Source organism: Vreelandella nanhaiensis, assembly GCF_003990185.1.
GTDB classification, from domain to species: Bacteria; Pseudomonadota; Gammaproteobacteria; order Pseudomonadales; family Halomonadaceae; genus Vreelandella; species Vreelandella nanhaiensis.
Map to the genome: position 1 here is coordinate 1 of NZ_RZHF01000006.1, position 16,702 is coordinate 16,702.

General features: G+C 56.4%; 13 protein-coding genes. 8 read left to right on the forward strand and 5 right to left on the reverse strand.

All coding sequences use genetic code 11. The features are described from left to right. Positions 1–198: 198 nt before the first annotated feature. Positions 199–1,353, reverse strand: coding sequence for an FMN-dependent L-lactate dehydrogenase LldD (gene lldD / locus ELY38_RS05275; RefSeq protein ID WP_127060462.1), 1,155 nt, complete (start codon positions 1,351–1,353; stop codon positions 199–201). Between the two features lie 454 nt (positions 1,354–1,807). Here lldD and ELY38_RS05280 point away from each other — a divergent pair, with 454 nt between their 5' ends. Genes ELY38_RS05280 through ELY38_RS05290 form a run of 3 tightly spaced genes read left to right on the forward strand, consistent with a single transcriptional unit; the run spans position 1,808 to position 5,851 of the window. Beyond that, positions 1,808–2,581: a GntR family transcriptional regulator gene (locus ELY38_RS05280; protein ID WP_127060463.1), complete on the forward strand. Its 774-nt coding sequence runs from the start codon at positions 1,808–1,810 to the stop codon at positions 2,579–2,581. Continuing rightward, a complete protein-coding gene (locus ELY38_RS05285; RefSeq protein ID WP_127060464.1) occupies positions 2,578–4,476 on the forward strand; it encodes a sensor histidine kinase in 1,899 nt (632 codons plus the stop codon). The genes ELY38_RS05280 and ELY38_RS05285 overlap by 4 nt, the downstream gene beginning before the upstream one ends. After that, the gene (locus ELY38_RS05290) at positions 4,469–5,851 is read left to right on the forward strand and encodes a sigma-54-dependent transcriptional regulator (protein WP_127060465.1); all 1,383 of its coding nucleotides are present in this window, start codon (positions 4,469–4,471) and stop codon (positions 5,849–5,851) included. The genes ELY38_RS05285 and ELY38_RS05290 overlap by 8 nt, the downstream gene beginning before the upstream one ends. Here ELY38_RS05290 and ELY38_RS05295 read toward each other — a convergent pair. The 3 genes from ELY38_RS05295 to ELY38_RS05305 form a co-directional block, all read right to left on the reverse strand. Further along, positions 5,827–6,498, reverse strand: coding sequence for a metal-dependent hydrolase (locus ELY38_RS05295; protein ID WP_127060466.1), 672 nt, complete (start codon positions 6,496–6,498; stop codon positions 5,827–5,829). The genes ELY38_RS05290 and ELY38_RS05295 overlap by 25 nt on opposite strands. 104 nt (positions 6,499–6,602) lie before the next feature. Next, positions 6,603–7,148 carry a gamma carbonic anhydrase family protein gene (locus ELY38_RS05300; RefSeq protein WP_127060467.1) on the reverse strand — a complete coding sequence of 182 codons (546 nt, stop codon included), beginning with the start codon at positions 7,146–7,148 and terminating at the stop codon, positions 6,603–6,605. Between the two features lie 75 nt (positions 7,149–7,223). Continuing rightward, complete coding sequence (locus tag ELY38_RS05305; RefSeq protein ID WP_127060468.1) at positions 7,224–8,564, reverse strand: sodium-dependent transporter; 1,341 nt, start codon at positions 8,562–8,564, stop codon at positions 7,224–7,226. Between the two features lie 167 nt (positions 8,565–8,731). Between ELY38_RS05305 and prlC the strand changes: the two genes are divergently transcribed. From prlC to ELY38_RS05325, 4 genes are all read left to right on the forward strand, one after another. Continuing rightward, positions 8,732–10,780: an oligopeptidase A gene (gene prlC, locus ELY38_RS05310; protein ID WP_127060469.1), complete on the forward strand. Its 2,049-nt coding sequence runs from the start codon at positions 8,732–8,734 to the stop codon at positions 10,778–10,780. A 57-nt stretch (positions 10,781–10,837) separates the two neighbouring features. Continuing rightward, a complete protein-coding gene (locus ELY38_RS05315) occupies positions 10,838–11,089 on the forward strand; it encodes a YheV family putative zinc ribbon protein (RefSeq protein WP_127060470.1) in 252 nt (83 codons plus the stop codon). A 315-nt stretch (positions 11,090–11,404) separates the two neighbouring features. Continuing rightward, on the forward strand, positions 11,405–12,388 hold the full coding sequence (locus ELY38_RS05320; protein WP_127060471.1) for a TAXI family TRAP transporter solute-binding subunit: 984 nt from the start codon (positions 11,405–11,407) through the stop codon (positions 12,386–12,388). A 98-nt stretch (positions 12,389–12,486) separates the two neighbouring features. Further along, positions 12,487–14,697: a TRAP transporter permease gene (locus tag ELY38_RS05325; RefSeq protein ID WP_127060472.1), complete on the forward strand. Its 2,211-nt coding sequence runs from the start codon at positions 12,487–12,489 to the stop codon at positions 14,695–14,697. An 80-nt stretch (positions 14,698–14,777) separates the two neighbouring features. On the opposite strand, the gene metF is transcribed toward ELY38_RS05325, so the two are convergent. After that, entirely contained in the window at positions 14,778–15,620 is an 843-nt protein-coding gene (gene metF, locus ELY38_RS05330; RefSeq protein WP_127060473.1) for a methylenetetrahydrofolate reductase [NAD(P)H], read from the reverse strand. A 145-nt stretch (positions 15,621–15,765) separates the two neighbouring features. Here metF and ELY38_RS05335 point away from each other — a divergent pair, with 145 nt between their 5' ends. Then, on the forward strand, positions 15,766–16,701 hold the full coding sequence (locus ELY38_RS05335) for an AEC family transporter (protein WP_127060474.1): 936 nt from the start codon (positions 15,766–15,768) through the stop codon (positions 16,699–16,701). The last annotated feature ends 1 nt before the right edge of the window (position 16,702 follow it).

The window sequence follows — 16,702 nt, forward strand, 5'->3', positions numbered from 1 at the left end:
TGATTGTCAAGGGCGTTGTTTTCGATGTTTAACTGCGCACACCCAAAACCTCTAACCACTTGATAACCCGAAGGTTTTCACCTTCATTCACCGCTGGTAACGCTTGGCGTCCCCGGCAGCGGATGCGTACTTTACGGATTCACCCGCCCTATGGCAAGTAGTTTTTAACCTTATTCTTAATAAAGGCGTAAACAGGGCTTAATAGGTACCGAGAATCGCATCGGGAACCAGCGAATCAAGCCCTAGATCAGCGATACTATGTGCCCCAGTAAGTGTCATGGCTACCCGCATTTCCTTCTCAAACAGTTCAAGCAGGTGAGAAACGCCAGACTCGCCGGCTGTGGCAAGCGCATAGATGAAGGCACGTCCCAGCAATACGGTATCGGCACCCAAAGCGATCATTCGCACAACATCAAGTCCACTGCGTATCCCGGAATCCGCCAGAATAGCCAAGTCACCTTTAACCGCATCGGCAATGGCAGGCAGGGCACGTACGGTGGAAAGGACACCATCAAGCTGGCGCCCCCCGTGGTTGGACACCACAATGCCGTCCGCACCGAAGCGGACCGCATCGCGAGCGTCTTCGGGGTCGAGAATGCCCTTGATGATCATAGGCCCATCCCAGAACTCACGGATCCACTCCAGGTCTTTCCAGGAGATCGCAGGGTCGAAGTTGTTACCCAGCCAGGCGATATAATCCTCAAGCCCTGTCGGGCTGCCCCGGTAGTCAGAAACGTTCCCCAGATCGTGAGGACGGCCGTTAATACCTACATCCCAAGCCCAGAAAGGGTGCATTGCAGCTTGGGCCATCCGCCGGATCGGCCCGCTTTTACCGCTCATACCGGAGTGAGCGTCTCGATAGCGCGCCCCCGGCACCGGCATGTCCACGGTAAAGACCAGTGTTCTGACGCCGGCCGCCTTAGCCTTTTCCAGGGCGTGCTTCATGAACCCCCGGTCTTTTAATACATATAGCTGAAACCAGATTGGCCGATCAATGGCCGAGGCCACCTCATCGATAGAGCACACTGAGACCGTCGAGAGCGTAAAAGGGATGCCTTTACTGGCCGCCGCGCGCGCCGCCTGCACTTCACCACGCCTGGCGTACATGCCTGCCAGCCCGACTGGCGCCAGGGCAATCGGCATAGCAAGAGTTTCACCAAACAGGGTGGTTTCAAGCGATAGCGATGACATGTCCTTAAGCACACGCTGACGCAGCGCAATACCGGCCAGATCCTCGACGTTACGCCGCAAGGTGTGCTCGGTATAAGAGCCGCCATCCGCATAATGAAACAGGAAGGGCGGTATGCGGCGCTGGGCCGCCTTGCGGTAGTCAGTGGATGCAGAAATGATCATGGCAAGCCCTATGCAGTGGATGCACTATCTATTAATGGTTACTGCAGAATCTGCTTAGAGCGCTGAAGCGGGAACTACCCTCAGCAGCCTAACACTGCGCATACCATTAAGACCGGCACCGGAGTAAATATAAGCAGGTGCTATATAAGAAGGCGTGTACTGGTTTGCTATATAGAGCGGGATTGGCTTTAAACCCAAACCTGCTGTAGTACCGTGCTAACCACGCTAGCAGTCGCTTAAATTGGTAAAACCAATTGACAACTATTAATGCGCTTACATTAATTAGGCGCACCAAGCGTGTCAAACAATGTTGTGTCAATATGGGGTTAAACAGCCCTATACTTTAGTTTCATGCTTACTGGGATATATATCCGACACTCTTTCTTTGGCGAGTGCTTGAGCAGGGCAATCAACCTGCCTTACTATTGGTCTTACCAATTAAAGGAAGTGATGCATGACCTACCCACCGCTTCGCCAGCAGCGCTTGGCCGATGTTATTACTGAACGCCTGGAAGCCATGATTCTTGAAGGGAGCCTGAAGCCAGGCCAGCGACTGCCCCCGGAGCGCGAGCTGGCTGAGCGTTTTGGCGTCTCACGGCCTTCCTTACGCGAGGCGATTCAAAAGCTGGCCGCGCGGGGTCTGCTTACCAGTCGCCAAGGCGGCGGCACCTTTGTTAACGATACGCTGAATAACGGCTATACCGACCCGCTTCTGGAAATGCTCTCCCGGCATAACGAGTTCCACCTTGATTTGCTCGAGTTCCGAGATGCCATGGAAGGCATTTCCGCCTACTACGCGGCGCTGCGCTCTACCCCGGCGGATAAGGCCGTTCTCATACAGCGCTTTGAAGAGCTGGATGGCGGCTTTGTGGGGGCCGACCCGGCGCAGGAAGCCAAGCTGGATGCCGCCTTTCACTTGGCCATTGCAGAAGCAGCACACAACGTTTTATTGCTGCACACGATCCGCGGGATTTTCCACCTTCTTGAACAAAGTATTGTGGATAATCTGGCACACCTATTTGCCAAACCCGAATCACGCAGCAAGTTAATGCAGCAGCACCGCGCGCTTCTCGATGCCATTCTGGAAGGCCGCGCTGAAGATGCCCGAACACGGGCGCATGAGCACTTGGTATACGTCGAGGAAGGGTTACTGGAAGCGGCCCGCGCCGAAACCCGGGCACAGCGTGCCTTAAGGCGTTCGCAAGGCTCCAGCAGTCAAGCCGTATGAAAAAACTGCGCTGGAAAGCGATGTGGCTTGCCATCATCACCGCAGGGCTAGTCGTCACCATATGGCAAGCTGCCCGTCTGGCACGTGAACAGGCGATTGCTGACCTGCGGGATGACGCTGAGAATGAGCTGCGGCTTTCAGCCGCCAACCTCAACGGCTACCTGCTCCGCTACGATTACCTGCCACAAATGTTGGCCACCCGGGAAGGTGTTCAGCGTTTTTTAAGCGCCCCCGAAAGCCAAAACCCCATGCCGCTTAACCTGTTGCTGGACCGCTTCCGTTTTACCTCGGGGGTATCTGACGTTTACCTTCTTGATCATAATGCCACCACGATTGCCGCCAGCAACTGGCATCGCCCCAATACGTTTATTGGCCACAACTACGCGTTTCGCAGCTATTACACCGAAGCTATCGCCGGGCGGCAGGGCCGGTTTTACGGCTTGGGCACTCAGTCACTTGAGCGGGGCTACTTTTTCTCGGCACCGGTATGGATCGACGATACCTCTCCCGACGCCCGACCTGACGGCGTGATGGTGATAAAAGTACTGCTGGACGATGTTGAAGAGGGCTGGGCAGAACAGGATGCCGAACTGCTGGTCACCGACAGCGACAATATCATTTTCATGGCCAGCCGCCCGGAACTGCGCATGCGCGCACTTCACCCCCTTAGTGATGAAAAGCGCCAGGCGCTCCATGAAACGCGTCGTTATGCCATAGAGCCCCTGGCACCCTCCGGGATCAACATAGAGGCTCGCTATGGAACAGACAGTGCGCTGGTTAGTTTCTCTGACGGGCCTTTGAGCGGCGTGCGCTATTTAAGCCTGACCCGGCCGATAGTGGAGTTTGGCTGGAACATGCATATTCTCAAACCCCTGACGCCGGTGGTCAGCGCCCAGTGGATTGCCGCGTTAATGGCGGGCGGGCTTTACGGAATGATTGCTCTGGGAGGCGGCATTGGCTGGCAGCGCCTGCGCTTGCGTCGCGAACGTGAAGCATTTGCCGAACGCGAAAGACAAACTTTGGCCTTGGTCCGCGATGAGCTTGAAGAGAGCGTCGAGCGCCGCACCCGTGACCTGGTCGCCAGCAACCAACGTCTCTCGGATGAGATCGAAGAGCGCCGTCGCGCCGAGGCCAACCTGCGCCAAACTCAAGATGAGCTGATTCAGGCCGCCAAGCTTGCCGTTCTGGGCCAGCTGGCTGCGGGTATCAACCATGAGCTTAACCAGCCGCTGGCAGCCATTCGTGCCTACGGTGAAAACGCCCGGCGCTTTTTAGCGCTCTCCCGGGTTGAGCAAGCCGATGCCAACCTGGAACAGATCGTTGAACTGACCAAGCGTATGGCCGAGATCAGTGCCCAGCTTCGTCAGTTCTCGCGCAAGAGCAGCGAGCGCCAGGAAACTATCTCGGTACAAGCCTGCATTGAATATGCCCTGCGCCTGTTTCACAGCCGCCTACGCGATGGGCACGTGTGCGTTGAACAACAGTGGCCGGATGAAACCCTCTGGGTAACCGGCGACCTGGTACGCCTTGAGCAGGTGTTGGTGAACCTGATCGGCAACGCGTTGCACGCCATGAAAGAGACGCCCGCACCACAACTCATCCTAAGCGCGACGCTTACCCAGCAGCAGGTCATCATCAGTGTGATGGATAACGGACCCGGCATTGATGATGCCCACCTGGCGCAGATTTTTGAACCTTTCTTTACCACCAAGGCCCCGGGTAGCGGACTTGGCCTGGGACTTTCCATTTCTTCACGTATCATGGACGATCTGGGCGGCAAACTGCAGGCCAAGAACCGTGACACTGGCGGTGCCAGCTTTACCATCTCGCTGCCTTTTTCACCACCAGCGCACGCGCCCATCCACTCCTTGAAAGGTAACAGTAGCCATGCATGAACCGTCGACGCTGCCGGTCATAGTGATCGACGACGAGCCGCACCTGCGTATCACTGCCAGCCAGACCCTGGAGCTTGCCGGCTACACGCCCCACTGTTTTGAGTCCGCCGAGCAGGCGCTGGAAGCCTTATCGGCGGACTTTCCTGGCGTTATCGTAAGCGATATTCGCATGCCAGGGATGGGCGGAATGGAGCTTCTTCATGAGCTGCACCGCCGCGACCCGACCCTGCCAATCATTTTAATTACCGGCCACGGCGATATCTCCACTGCGGTGGAGGCGATGCGCGCCGGTGCCTGGGATTTTCTGGAGAAACCGTTTGCTGGCGATCAACTGCTGGATGTCGTACGCCGGGGTATCGAAAAGCGCCAGCTCAGCCTGGAAAACAATCGGCTGAAGGCAGAGCTTGAAGTACAACAAGCCGCGCTCGGCCCGCGTCTGGTAGGTCGCACGGCGATTATTTCCCGCCTTGCCGCGATGATCCAGCGGATCAGCCAAGTGGAGGCCGACGTGCTGCTATTTGGCGAAACGGGTACCGGCAAGGACTTGGTGGCTCGCGCCATTCACGAGCGAAGCGCCCGGCGCAACAACCCCTTTATGGCCATCAACTGTGGCGCTGTACCGGAAAACACTATTGAGTCGGAACTCTTTGGCCATGAAAAAGGGGCTTTTACCGGCGCGGTTGAGCGTCGAATTGGTAAGTTTGAGCACGCCAATGGCGGTACGGTGTTTCTGGATGAAATTGAATCCATGCCGCTGGCTCTTCAGGTCAAACTGCTGCGCGTGCTTCAGGAACGCAGTATAGAGCGGCTGGGCGCCAATGAAGTGGTGCCGCTAAACCTGCGGGTTATTGCCGCCACCAAGGTCGACCTTAAAGCAGCCGCTGAAGAGGGACGTTTTCGCGAAGACCTCTACTACCGATTAAACGTCGTGACCCTACCGTTGCCTGCCCTGCGCGAGCGGCGCGAAGACATCCCGCTGCTATTTCAGCATTTTGCCGTTGTTGCTGCTAACCGCAGCGGCTTGGAAGCTCCCAGTCTGGATAACCAGGCCGTGGCGGCTCTATTGGCTCACGATTGGCCCGGCAACGTACGCGAGCTGCGCAATCTAGCGGAACGCTACGTGTTGCTGGGCGCCGCGTTTGATTATCGCTTGGACATGTTGCTGGAAGGTGCCGCGTCCGATACTCAGGAGCCCACCCTGCCACGCCAGGTAGAGCTATTTGAAAAGAGTCTGATTAGCCAGTCGCTTTCCCGCCATCACGGCCGTGTGACCGATGTCTGCCGTCATCTGGGCATTCCGCGCAAAACGTTGTACGACAAGCTTAAAAAGCACGGTTTGCACGCCGACGACTACCGCCACAGCAGCGACCCCTGATTCATGAGCTCAATTAACACCGACCAGGGGGGTGCCCAAGGCAGTAGCGTCAAGGTGGCAATCAGCATAAGAAGATTGGACATGGGACGGCGGCTGTCACCCAGCTTAAGCGCTGTGCCAAAGGAGCGTTTCAGCCGAGCCCCTTCCAAATCCACGCTATAGATTTCATCAAGCCCTAAATGAATAATAAACCCCAGCAAAACGGCCGCACCGTGTGACCATGCAAGCCACGGGGGCTGAAAAAGCAGATGAAAGCTCAGCGCGGCGGTTAACAGCGAGCATAGCCCCGCCGCTAACAGCGAATGCCAGATACCCCGGTGAACAGTCAGCTTTGAGAACAGTATCCCCGCCAGATAGCGCACCGAAAAGTAAATGCCGCCGCAGGCGAGAAGCAGCATGCCAGGCGTCAGCCATGACTCCAGCAGTATTACCCCCAACACTAGCGAAGGCACGGAAAGTATATTGAAAATCAAACGGATAGAGCGTGATCGGTCAGCATCAATATCTGGTAGGATCCCGCCAAACGCGACCAATGCCACGATCAATATGGCTTGAGAATAAGGCCACCACTGAGCCTGCCAGCCCGCGTACGCCATTAACATGCCGCCCGCGGTCGCTACCGTAATATGCGTGCGAAAGTTCGCCATGTCGCGGCACCCTGGAAAACTGGATAAATTACCAGATTTTCAAAGATTACAACATGGCTGTTTTAGAAAAAAGGTTGCCTGGCCAACCATTTAGCCAAGGCCAATCATAAGGGAACTTCGGCCAGAAACTGATCCTTGAGTTTTACGTAGTTACCGGCAGTATAGGGGAAGAATGCGCGCTCCTTGTCTTTGAGCGGGCGTAGCGCTTTAGCTGGGTTACCGGCGTAAACATAGCCACTTTCCAGATGCTTGCCGGGTGTGACCACAGCACCGGCGGCAATGATCACCTCATCTTCGACCACCGCACCATCCATGACGATAGCTCCCATGCCTACCAGGATCCGATTACCCAGCGTACAGCCATGCAAAATGGCCTTATGTCCGATAGTGACGTCTTCACCGATCGTGAGCGGGAAGCCATCCGGGTTGAAGTCACTGGCGTGGGTAATATGCAGCACGCTGCCATCCTGCACGCTGGTGCGGGCCCCAATACGAATCCGGTGCATATCGCCACGAATGACAGTCATCGGCCATACGGAGCAGTCATCGCCCAGCTCAACGTCACCAATTACCACACTTGCCGGATCCACATAGACACGCTCGCCCAGGCGTGGCGAATGGTTCTTAAAGTTTCTCAGTGCATCACTCATAGCACTCTCCTTACGTTAAAGAATTCTACCTTTAACCCTGTGGCTCGTATGACGTATGTTGGCACGCCGTGTCGGCTATAACAGCCCGCCCAGCAAAACAATAAATGTCAGCGGAATTGACACCCAGCGCACGATATTACGCCATAACCGGTAGCCGCGTTCGCCCATACCCAGCGCGCTCACTGCAGCATTATGCGGCATGACCCAGGCTGCAAAGGTAGCAATCAACAGCCCCCCAAGCGGCAGGAACACATCCGGCGGGATGCTGCTGACCAGTTCAAATATATTGCGTCCGAACAGCGGCCGAAACTCGGCCAGCGTGGAAAATGAAAACGCTGACAAAAGCCCCATTAGCCATACGCTAAACGCGACAATGGCGGTCGATATACTGCGCCGAAGCCCCAGCCCCTGCAGCGTAGCCACCATGGGCTCCGCTAGATTGATCGCCGAGGTCCAGGTTGCCAGCAGCAACAACAGAAAAAATACGCTTAACCAAATCGCCCCGCCGGGCAACTCGGAAAAGGCAATCGGCAGTGTGACAAACATGAGTCCCGGGCCCTCAGCCGGGTCCATCCCTTGGGCAAACACCACCGAAAAGATGGCGATACCGGCCAGCAACGCCACGCTGATATCCAGTGCGGCAACGGCGAATGCCGCCTTGGGCAGACTCTGCTCCTCGGGCATGTAGGCGCCATAGGCCATCAATGCGCAGGCCCCAACGGCCAGGGTAAAGAACGCGTGCCCCATGGCATGCAGCACCACGGTCGGCGTCAGCGCATCGAAAGAAGGCAGAAAAAGCCATGCCAGCGCCGTTGAGAAGCCGTCGGTTGTCGCGGCATACACCGCCAGTAGCAACAACAGCGCATACAAAAGCGGCATCAGCAGATTATTAAGCCGTTCAAGGCCTTTGGATACCCCGGCGGCGACCACCGTCATGGTCATGAACAGAAAAAGGGAGTGATTGAAAATCAAAAGCCCCGGGTTGGCTAAAAACGTTTCAAAGCCCGCGCCAATCTCAGCCGCCGAGGCGCCGTTAAACTGGCCGTTAATCGAGGCCACCAGAAACTCGATCGACCAGCCCGACACCACCGAGTAGAAAGACAGAATACAGAAAACCGTCAATGCCCCAAATAGCCCCAGCCAACGCCAGTTCGGTGACGCCCCGGCTTGTGCTGCCAACGCACCCAGCGCCTGAATAGGCCCGCGCCGTCCGGCTCGGCCAATCAGTATCTCAGCCATCATCACAGGGATACCCAATAAAAGCACAAACGCCACGTAGATCAGTAAAAACGCCGCCCCGCCGTTCTCCCCCGCTACATAAGGAAAGCGCCAGATGTTACCCAACCCTACTGCGGCCCCGGTTACCGCCAGGATAAAAGCGCGCTTCGACCCCCAACGTTCCAGCGTTTCGCTCATTGTTTTCTCCCGCCATTAAGGGCAATAAAAGGCGGCAAGACTAGCAGGCACTTGCCAAGAGGCCAAACCTTGCCATTGAAAGAGTCGTCCTGTGCCCACACTGTTTAGCTATTATCATGCGTTTTTGCACGCTTTCACGACTTCCTGATGCTCCAATCGAGGTGCTTATGACCCCCAATCCGCTGCTTGAAACGCACGAACTTCCCCCTTTCGCTGAAATGCGTGCCGAGCATGTGGTACCTGCGGTGGAAGCGCTTTTAAGCGAGAACCGCGAAATGATTGACCGCCTGGCCAAACAGGCGGCTGAAACACCGCCTACCTGGGAAACGTTTGCTGATCCCCTTGAAGCCGTCAGCGACCGCCTTTCCAAGGCCTGGTCACCGGTTTCTCATCTGAACAGCACGATGAACACGCCCGAGCTGCGCGAAGCCTACCAAACCTGCCTGGAAAAGCTCTCGGCTTTCGGCACCTGGGTAGGCCAGCATGAAGGCCTCTTCCACGGCTGGCAGGCACTCAAACAGGGCGAGGCCTGGGCGAGGCTTGACGCCGCTCAACAGCGCACGGTCAATAACGCCCTGCGCGACTTCCGCCTCGCCGGGGTAGACCTACCCGCCGACAAGAAAACCCGCTATGGAGAGATTCAGTCACGTCTTTCCACCCTCTCCAACCAGTACTCGAATAACGTACTGGATGCCACCCAAGCGTGGCATAAGGACATCAATAGCGAGGAGGAGCTAGCCGGTGTTCCCCAGAGCGCGCTGGAGACACTAAAGGCAATGGCCGAAGCCAAAGGCGTATCGGGTTACCGCATTACTCTGGATTTCCCGAGCTTCTTCCCGGTAGTCAGCTATGCCGACAGCCGAGCGCTGCGTGAAGAGGTGTATACCGCCTTTGTGACACGCGCCTCCAACCAGGGGCCTAACGCGGGCAAGTTCGATAACGCCCCGATCATGGAAGAAATTCTGGCGCTTCGCCAGGAGCTGGCGAAATTGCTGGGGTTCAAGACCTATGCCGACTTTTCGCTGACCACCAAGATGGCCGATTCCCCCGAGCAGGTGCTCGATTTCCTGGGTGACCTGGCCCGCCGGGCCGCCCCCCAGGCAAAAGAGGAGTTTGCCGAGCTCAGCGTTTATGCCCGCGATGAACTCGGCCTTGAAGAGCTCAAGCCCTGGGATATTGCCTACGCAAGCGAGAAGTTGCGCGAAGCGCGCCACGCTATCTCCCAAGAGCAGCTGCGCCCCTACTTCCCTGCCCCGCGCGTTATCGACGGCCTTTTCCAGGTGGTAGAGCGCCTTTATGGGGTTAGCGTCGAAGAGGATAGCAAGGCCCCGAGTTACCATACTGACGTGCGCTATTTCCGAATTACCGAAAACGGCCAACCGATTGCCGGATTCTATCTCGACCTGTACGCCCGTGAAGGCAAGCGGGGCGGCGCTTGGATGGCCGACTGCCGGGTACGCCGCCAGACTAAAAATGGTATTCAGCTGCCGGTGGCGTTTTTAACCTGCAACTTTACCGCCCCGGTGGGTGGCAAGCCTGCCCTGCTGACGCACGATGAAGTAACCACACTATTCCATGAGTTTGGCCACGGCCTGCACCATATGTTGACCAAGCAGCGTATCGCCGATATTTCAGGTATCAACGGCGTTGCCTGGGATGCAGTGGAGCTGCCCAGCCAGTTTATGGAAAATTACTGCTGGGAGCGTGAAGGGCTTAACCTGCTGGCCAAGCACGTGGAGACTGGGGAAGCGTTGCCTTCTGAGCTGCTTGAGCGCCTACAGGCGGCCAAGAACTTCCAATCCGCCATGGGCATGATGCGCCAAATCGAATTTTCCCTTTTTGACCTGCGCCTGCACCATGAGCTGAGCGCTCCCAGCGCCAGCGACGTTCAAGCCTTGCTGGATGAAGTACGCAGTCAAGTATCCGTGGTGCCCGGCGTGCCCTTCAACCGTTTTCAGAACAGCTTTGCGCATATTTTTGCCGGCGGTTACGCGGCCGGTTACTACAGCTACAAGTGGGCTGAAGTACTCTCTGCCGATGCCTGGAGCGCGTTTGAAGAGGCGGGTATCTTTGATGCCGAGACGGGCCAGCGCTTCCGCCGTGAGATTCTGGAACAAGGCGGGGCACGCGACGCAGCTGAGTTATTCGTGGCCTTCCGTGGTCGCGAACCCAGCGTGGAACCGCTGCTGCGCCATAGCGGGATTCGCGCCGCCTAACTACTCACCTAAACACGGCGCCTGTTATAAGACGGCGCCTCGCGTTTGGAGAACGCTATGTCTACCGTTAAGCGCTTTATAGCCGGTGTTATATGCCCGCGCTGCGCCGCCATGGATCGTATTCGTGCCTGGGAGCAGAACGGCATTCGCTACCGGGAGTGCGTTAGCTGCGACTTTTTTGAGCAGCTACCCGTCGAGGATGAAAACTCATCAGAGCTGACCACTCGAGTTAACCAAGTGCGCGACGAGCAAAAAAATCAGGACGTACAGCCGGTACGGATTCTAGACCCCGGCAAACCGCGCTCCTAAGGTTTTCAAAAGAGGGCTATTCAGCCCTCTTTTTGCTTCTCTCGTTTCATTCCTTACCCTACCTTACCGCCTCACCACAAAAGTGAGCGGAAAACCGCACACTCTATTTCATCCTGCGTGCGAATAACCGGACATTCGGCGTCCTTTAGATCGCTACTAAAGTTGAAATCCATTCTCCTAAGCTAATGTTTTTAAATACCTATCAAAAAGATGGCACAACAATCGCTTTTTAATAAGTGCTTAATGACATTGCTAATGGCCAGATATAAAACGCTTGCCAGGCCATAATCCCAATAACAGCTTAGGAAACATGCCATGCGCACGATGATGCCGAAAACTCTTACCCTACTGATTAGCAGCGCCGCCCTGCTTGCCGCAGCCAGCGCTCACGCGGACCGCGCTGACTGGCCACAAAACTTTACCGTCGGTACCGCAAGTCAGGGCGGTACATTTTTCGTGTACGGTTCGGGCTGGGCCAACTTTATCGCTGATGAGCTGGGCGTTTCTGGCGGCGGCGAAGTTACCGGCGGTCCGACCCAGAACTTGGCGCTGGTGCACAGCGGCGATATGGCCTTCGGTCTGACTACCATGGGCCCCGCGTCTGACGCGGTAAAAGGCGAAAGCCCCTTGGCGCCTGGCCTGGCAATGGATAACGTCTGCGCTCTGTTCCCCATGTATGAAACGCCGTTCTCGATTGCCGCGCTTTCAAGCTCGGGCATTGAGTCCATTTCGGACATTCCGGATGGCGCACGTATCGGCTTCGGCCCGGCAGCTTCAACCTCTGACACCTACTTCCCCGCGATGCTGGAAACCCTGGGGGTAAACTTCGAGCGCCGCAACGGCGGCTGGTCTGATCTCGGTGGCCAGCTGCAGGATGGCCTGCTGGACGTGGTGGCCTTTGCAGCGGGCATTCCGATCCCCGCCGTTAGCCAGCTGGAAGTACAGACTGACGTGAACATCATCGAGTTTACCGAAGACGAACTGGCGACAGTACTTGACGCCTTCCCGGTCGCTGAATTCACTATTCCGGCCAGCACTTACTCAACGCTTGATGAAGATGCCCGCGCGGTCTCCATGTGGAACTTTGCGATTGCCGCGTGCGATCTACCGGAAGACTTTATTTATGAAGTCACCAAAGTGACCATGGAAAATAACGACCGCATGCGCGCTATCCACCGCAGTGCTGAAACCAGCATTCCGGAAAACATCGTGCACAACACCGTGCTGCCCTTCCATCCAGGCGCTGCCCGCTGGTACGAAGAGAACGGCTACGAAATTTCTGACGACATGATCAACTAAAATTTAAGCATCATCTGGCTGCCCCGTTACTGGCTTTTTCAGGCGGGGCAGTTTTGGCTATTGCTCCTATTTTGCTTCTGCTGTGAGGGTGAACTCTGATGAGTCCCACTACCCCCCAATCCCCCGACGGCTTCAAGGATGATGCCCTGCTTGCTTCACCACCCACCGCGATTGCAGAGGGTGTCGATGAGGATGTGGTTGAAGCCAACCGCCGCGTATTTGCAGGCTGGCAGTTTTTCCTGTTTGCCGCACTCGCTATTGCCTACTCAAGCTTCCACCTGATCTCGCTGAACGTGTATCCCATGGAAACGTGGTCGTTTCGTATCGTCCACATCGCCGGTGCCCTGATTCTGGGCTACGGCCTCTTTGCGGGCGCCCGCTTTGCAGACGATGACCAGGCCGCGTCGCCTGCGTGGCTTAAGTGGGTGGCGTACGCGCTGTTGGTACCTGCAGCTTATACGCTTGCACAAGTTTTCCTGATGCAGCAAGCCATCAGCGGCGGCGCCATGCGCATCGACGCGACGCTCGAGACGCTGCACTACGGCTATCCTTTGATGGCCACAACAGCAGCGGCCATCGTGCTTTCATGGTTCTATCGGCAGGCGCGCCACCGTTTTAACCCCGCTGATCTCGTTCTGATGGTCTGTGCTCTGGCTAGCGCGGGCTACCTGCTCATGGCCTTTAATACCAGCATGCGGATGTCGACCGGCACCTCGTTTGCGCCTCCTGGCATCTCCTGGGCGGCAATATCTGGTTCACTGCTCATTTTAGAGCTGACCCGGCGTGTGGCGGGCTTGGCTCTGGTGGTGATTTCAGCAATCTTCCTGGCTTATGTCTTTGCTGGGCCTTATCTACCCGGCTTTTTGGGCTATCCGGGGCTGTCACTGCAGCGCTTTTTCAGCCAGGTTTACACCGACGCGGGCATTTTAGGCCCGACTACTGCCGTCTCCTCGACCTATATCATTCTATTTATTATTTTTGCCGCTTTCCTGCAGGCATCAAAAGTAGGCGACTATTTTGTGAATTTCGCCTTTGCCGCCGCCGGTCGCGCCCGTGGTGGCCCCGCCAAAGTGTCTATTTTTGCCTCAGGCCTGATGGGCATGATCAACGGCACGTCAGCCGGTAACGTGGTATCCACCGGTTCACTGACCATTCCGCTGATGAAGAAGGTAGGTTACCCAGCGCGCAGTGCAGGGGCTATTGAAGCAGCAGCGTCTACCGGTGGGCAAATCATGCCGCCGATCATGGGCGCTGGCGCCTTTATCATGGCGGAAGTTACCGGTATTCCCTATACCGAGATCGCCATTGCCGCGCTGATCCCGGCCACTCTTTATTTTGCGTCTATCTACTTTATGGTGGATTTCGAAGCCGCTCGTAAAGGCATGCGCGGCATGCGTAAAGACGAAATCCCGTTATTTTCCAAGCTGGCCAAGCAGGCCTACCTGTTTGCGCCGATTATCATCCTGATTGTCGCCCTGTTTATGGGGTACTCGGTGATTCGGGCAGGCACCTTGGCCACCGCCTCGGCTGCCGTTGTCAGTTGGGTGTCACCTAACAAAATGGGGGTGACCGCGATACTCAAGGCGCTTCAGTTGGCGGGCACCATGGCTATTCAAATCATCGCGGTCTGTGCCTGCGCGGGTCTGATTGTAGGGGTTATTTCGCTCACAGGTGTCGGTGCGCGCTTCTCCTCGTTGCTGCTCGGCTTGGCGGGCGTTAGCCAGCTGCTGGCGCTGGTCTTTGCCATGTTAATCAGTATTCTGCTGGGAATGGGCATGCCCACTACGGCCGCCTACGCCGTTGCTGCCTCGGTGGTGGCGCCCGGGCTGATCAATATCGGTATCGAGCCGCTGATTGCCCACTTTTTCGTGTTCTATTTCGCGGTGGTGTCAGCTATTACCCCGCCGGTTGCATTGGCCTCTTATGCGGCGGCAGGTATTTCCGGCGACAATCCTATGGGTACATCGGTGGCCTCGTTCAAGATCGGCTTGGCGGCCTTTATCGTGCCGTTCATGTTCTTCTACAGCCCAGCCATGTTGATGGAAGGCTCTGCCATGCAGATCCTGCGGGTAGGTGTTACCGCCACGCTAGGTATCATCTTGCTTTCCGGCATGGTGCAGGCCTGGTTCTTTGGGCCGGTAAACGTACTCAAACGGGTTATCATGCTGGTGGGTGCGATGTGCATGATCTATGGCGGCATCTACACCGATATCGCGGGTCTTGCGATTGGCGCCGGCCTCGTCATCATGCAGCGCAAGCAGTTTGGTGGCGGCAAGGAGACTGACAAGGTACAAGCGCCAGCAAGTTAGTAACTTGCTGTAGAAAGCAAAACGCCCCGCTCAATGAGCGGGGCGTTTTGTTTGGTGCGGGTTAAACCCCAAGCGCTATGTTAGCCCACCAGGTTATCAACTACCTTCAATACGGGGGCCGCCTGGTTGAGGGTATAGAAGTGCAACCCCGGCGCGCCGCCATCCAGCAGGCGCTGGCAGAGCCTCGTCACTACGTCGGTGCCAAACTCGGCAATGGCCTCGCTATCGTCGCCATAGCCTTCCAGCTGTTTACGCATCCAACGCGGAATCTCTGCGCCACATGCATCGGAGAAGCGCGCCAGCTTGGTATAGTTGGTAATCGGCATGATGCCGGGAATAATCGGCTGCTCGACCCCAAGCGCTCGGACTTTGTCCACAAAGTTGAAATAGGCGTCGGCGGTAAAGAAGTATTGGGTAATCGCCATGTTGGCGCCCGCCTTCATTTTACGCGCAAAGTTTTCAATATCTTTATCAAGATTAGCTGCCTGAGGGTGCGCTTCCGGGTAGGCCGCCACGGCGATATCAAAATGATCGCCGGTTTCGGTGCGGATAAACTCCACCAGCTCATTGGCGTAGCGCAGCTCGCCGATGCTGCCCATGCCCGAGGGCATATCACCACGCAGGGCGACCAGGCTCTTGATGCCCTCTTCCCGGTACTGAGACAGCAAATCACGCAGCTGGGCTTTTTCACTGCCGATGCACGAAAGGTGCGGCGCCGTGGTAATACCGCTTTGGCTAACCGTGCGTACAGTATCCCGGGTACGGGCCTGGGTGGAACCACCCGCGCCATAGGTCACAGAAAAAAAACGCGGGTTACGAGCGGCCAGTTCATCGCGAACCAGCATCAGCTTGTCGCGCCCAGCATCGGTATTGGGCGGAAAGAACTCAAAGCTGATACCTAGCGGATGCTCTTGGCTGCTCATGGGATTTCCTCATACAGAACAATAATAAATAGTGATACTTTGGTATATTCTCGCCGTTCTAGTGCGCCGGGGCTAATGAAAGATTCCACGTTTGGCCTTTAATTCGGCTCATGTTACTCACCCCTTTTATGCCGCAGGAGGGCATATGGAGCTATCCCCAGGTGCGTTGATGGGCCCGCTACTCATGTTGTTGAGCTTTGTGGGGCTAGGTTTTATTGCCGCCCAGCGGTTGAAAATCGACCCGCGCCCTATCGCCACACTTCTGGTTTATCTGATTGCCCCCTTGACCATTTTTCGCGCGCTGATGAACGGTGGCCCAACACCGCAGTATCTGGTCTTGACTCTGGCGTTGTTTATCCTGGTCAGCCTGCTGGCGCTGCTGGTTCATCGCTTTACCCAGCACCGCTTCGGCCCTCAGGAAGGCGCGCTGTTAGCATTTTCATCCGGAACCGGTAACACGGGATACTTCGGCCTGCCGGTCGCGCTGATTTTACTGCCGCCTGAAGGAGTAACGCTTTATTTGTTCTGCATGCTGGGGATTAATCTGTATGAATTTACCGTGGGGTTCTATCTAAGCGCCCGCGGGCATTTCTCGATTCGCCAGAGCCTTATCAAGATTTCGCGTCTGCCGTTGATCTACGCGTTTTTATTTGCCCTGCTGCTTAGCTCACTCAACGTCACGTTGCCCACGGCTCTGACAAGCTCGCTGGATGTATTTCCAGCTACCTACACCCTGCTGGGCATGATGATCATTGGCATGACGCTGAGCCAGGTGACGCTTGCCGCCTGGGATACGCGCTTTATCGCCGCCTGTGTGGGGTTGCGCTATATCGTCTGGCCAGCCGCCACGTTTGTGGCGGTCGTGTTGCTCCAGATACTGATGCCTTTACCTACGGAGCTTGCCATGGCGATACTGCTGCTGGGCGTTGTACCCATGGCGTCCAATGTGGTGGTGGTCGCCATGGAACTGGGTATTCAGCCGCAGAAAGGGGCGCTGGCCGTATTGGTCACCACGCTGATGGCACCGCTGCTGATTCCTTTCTATCTCGGCGTTATGTTGCGGGCCACCGGGCTTGGTTAAC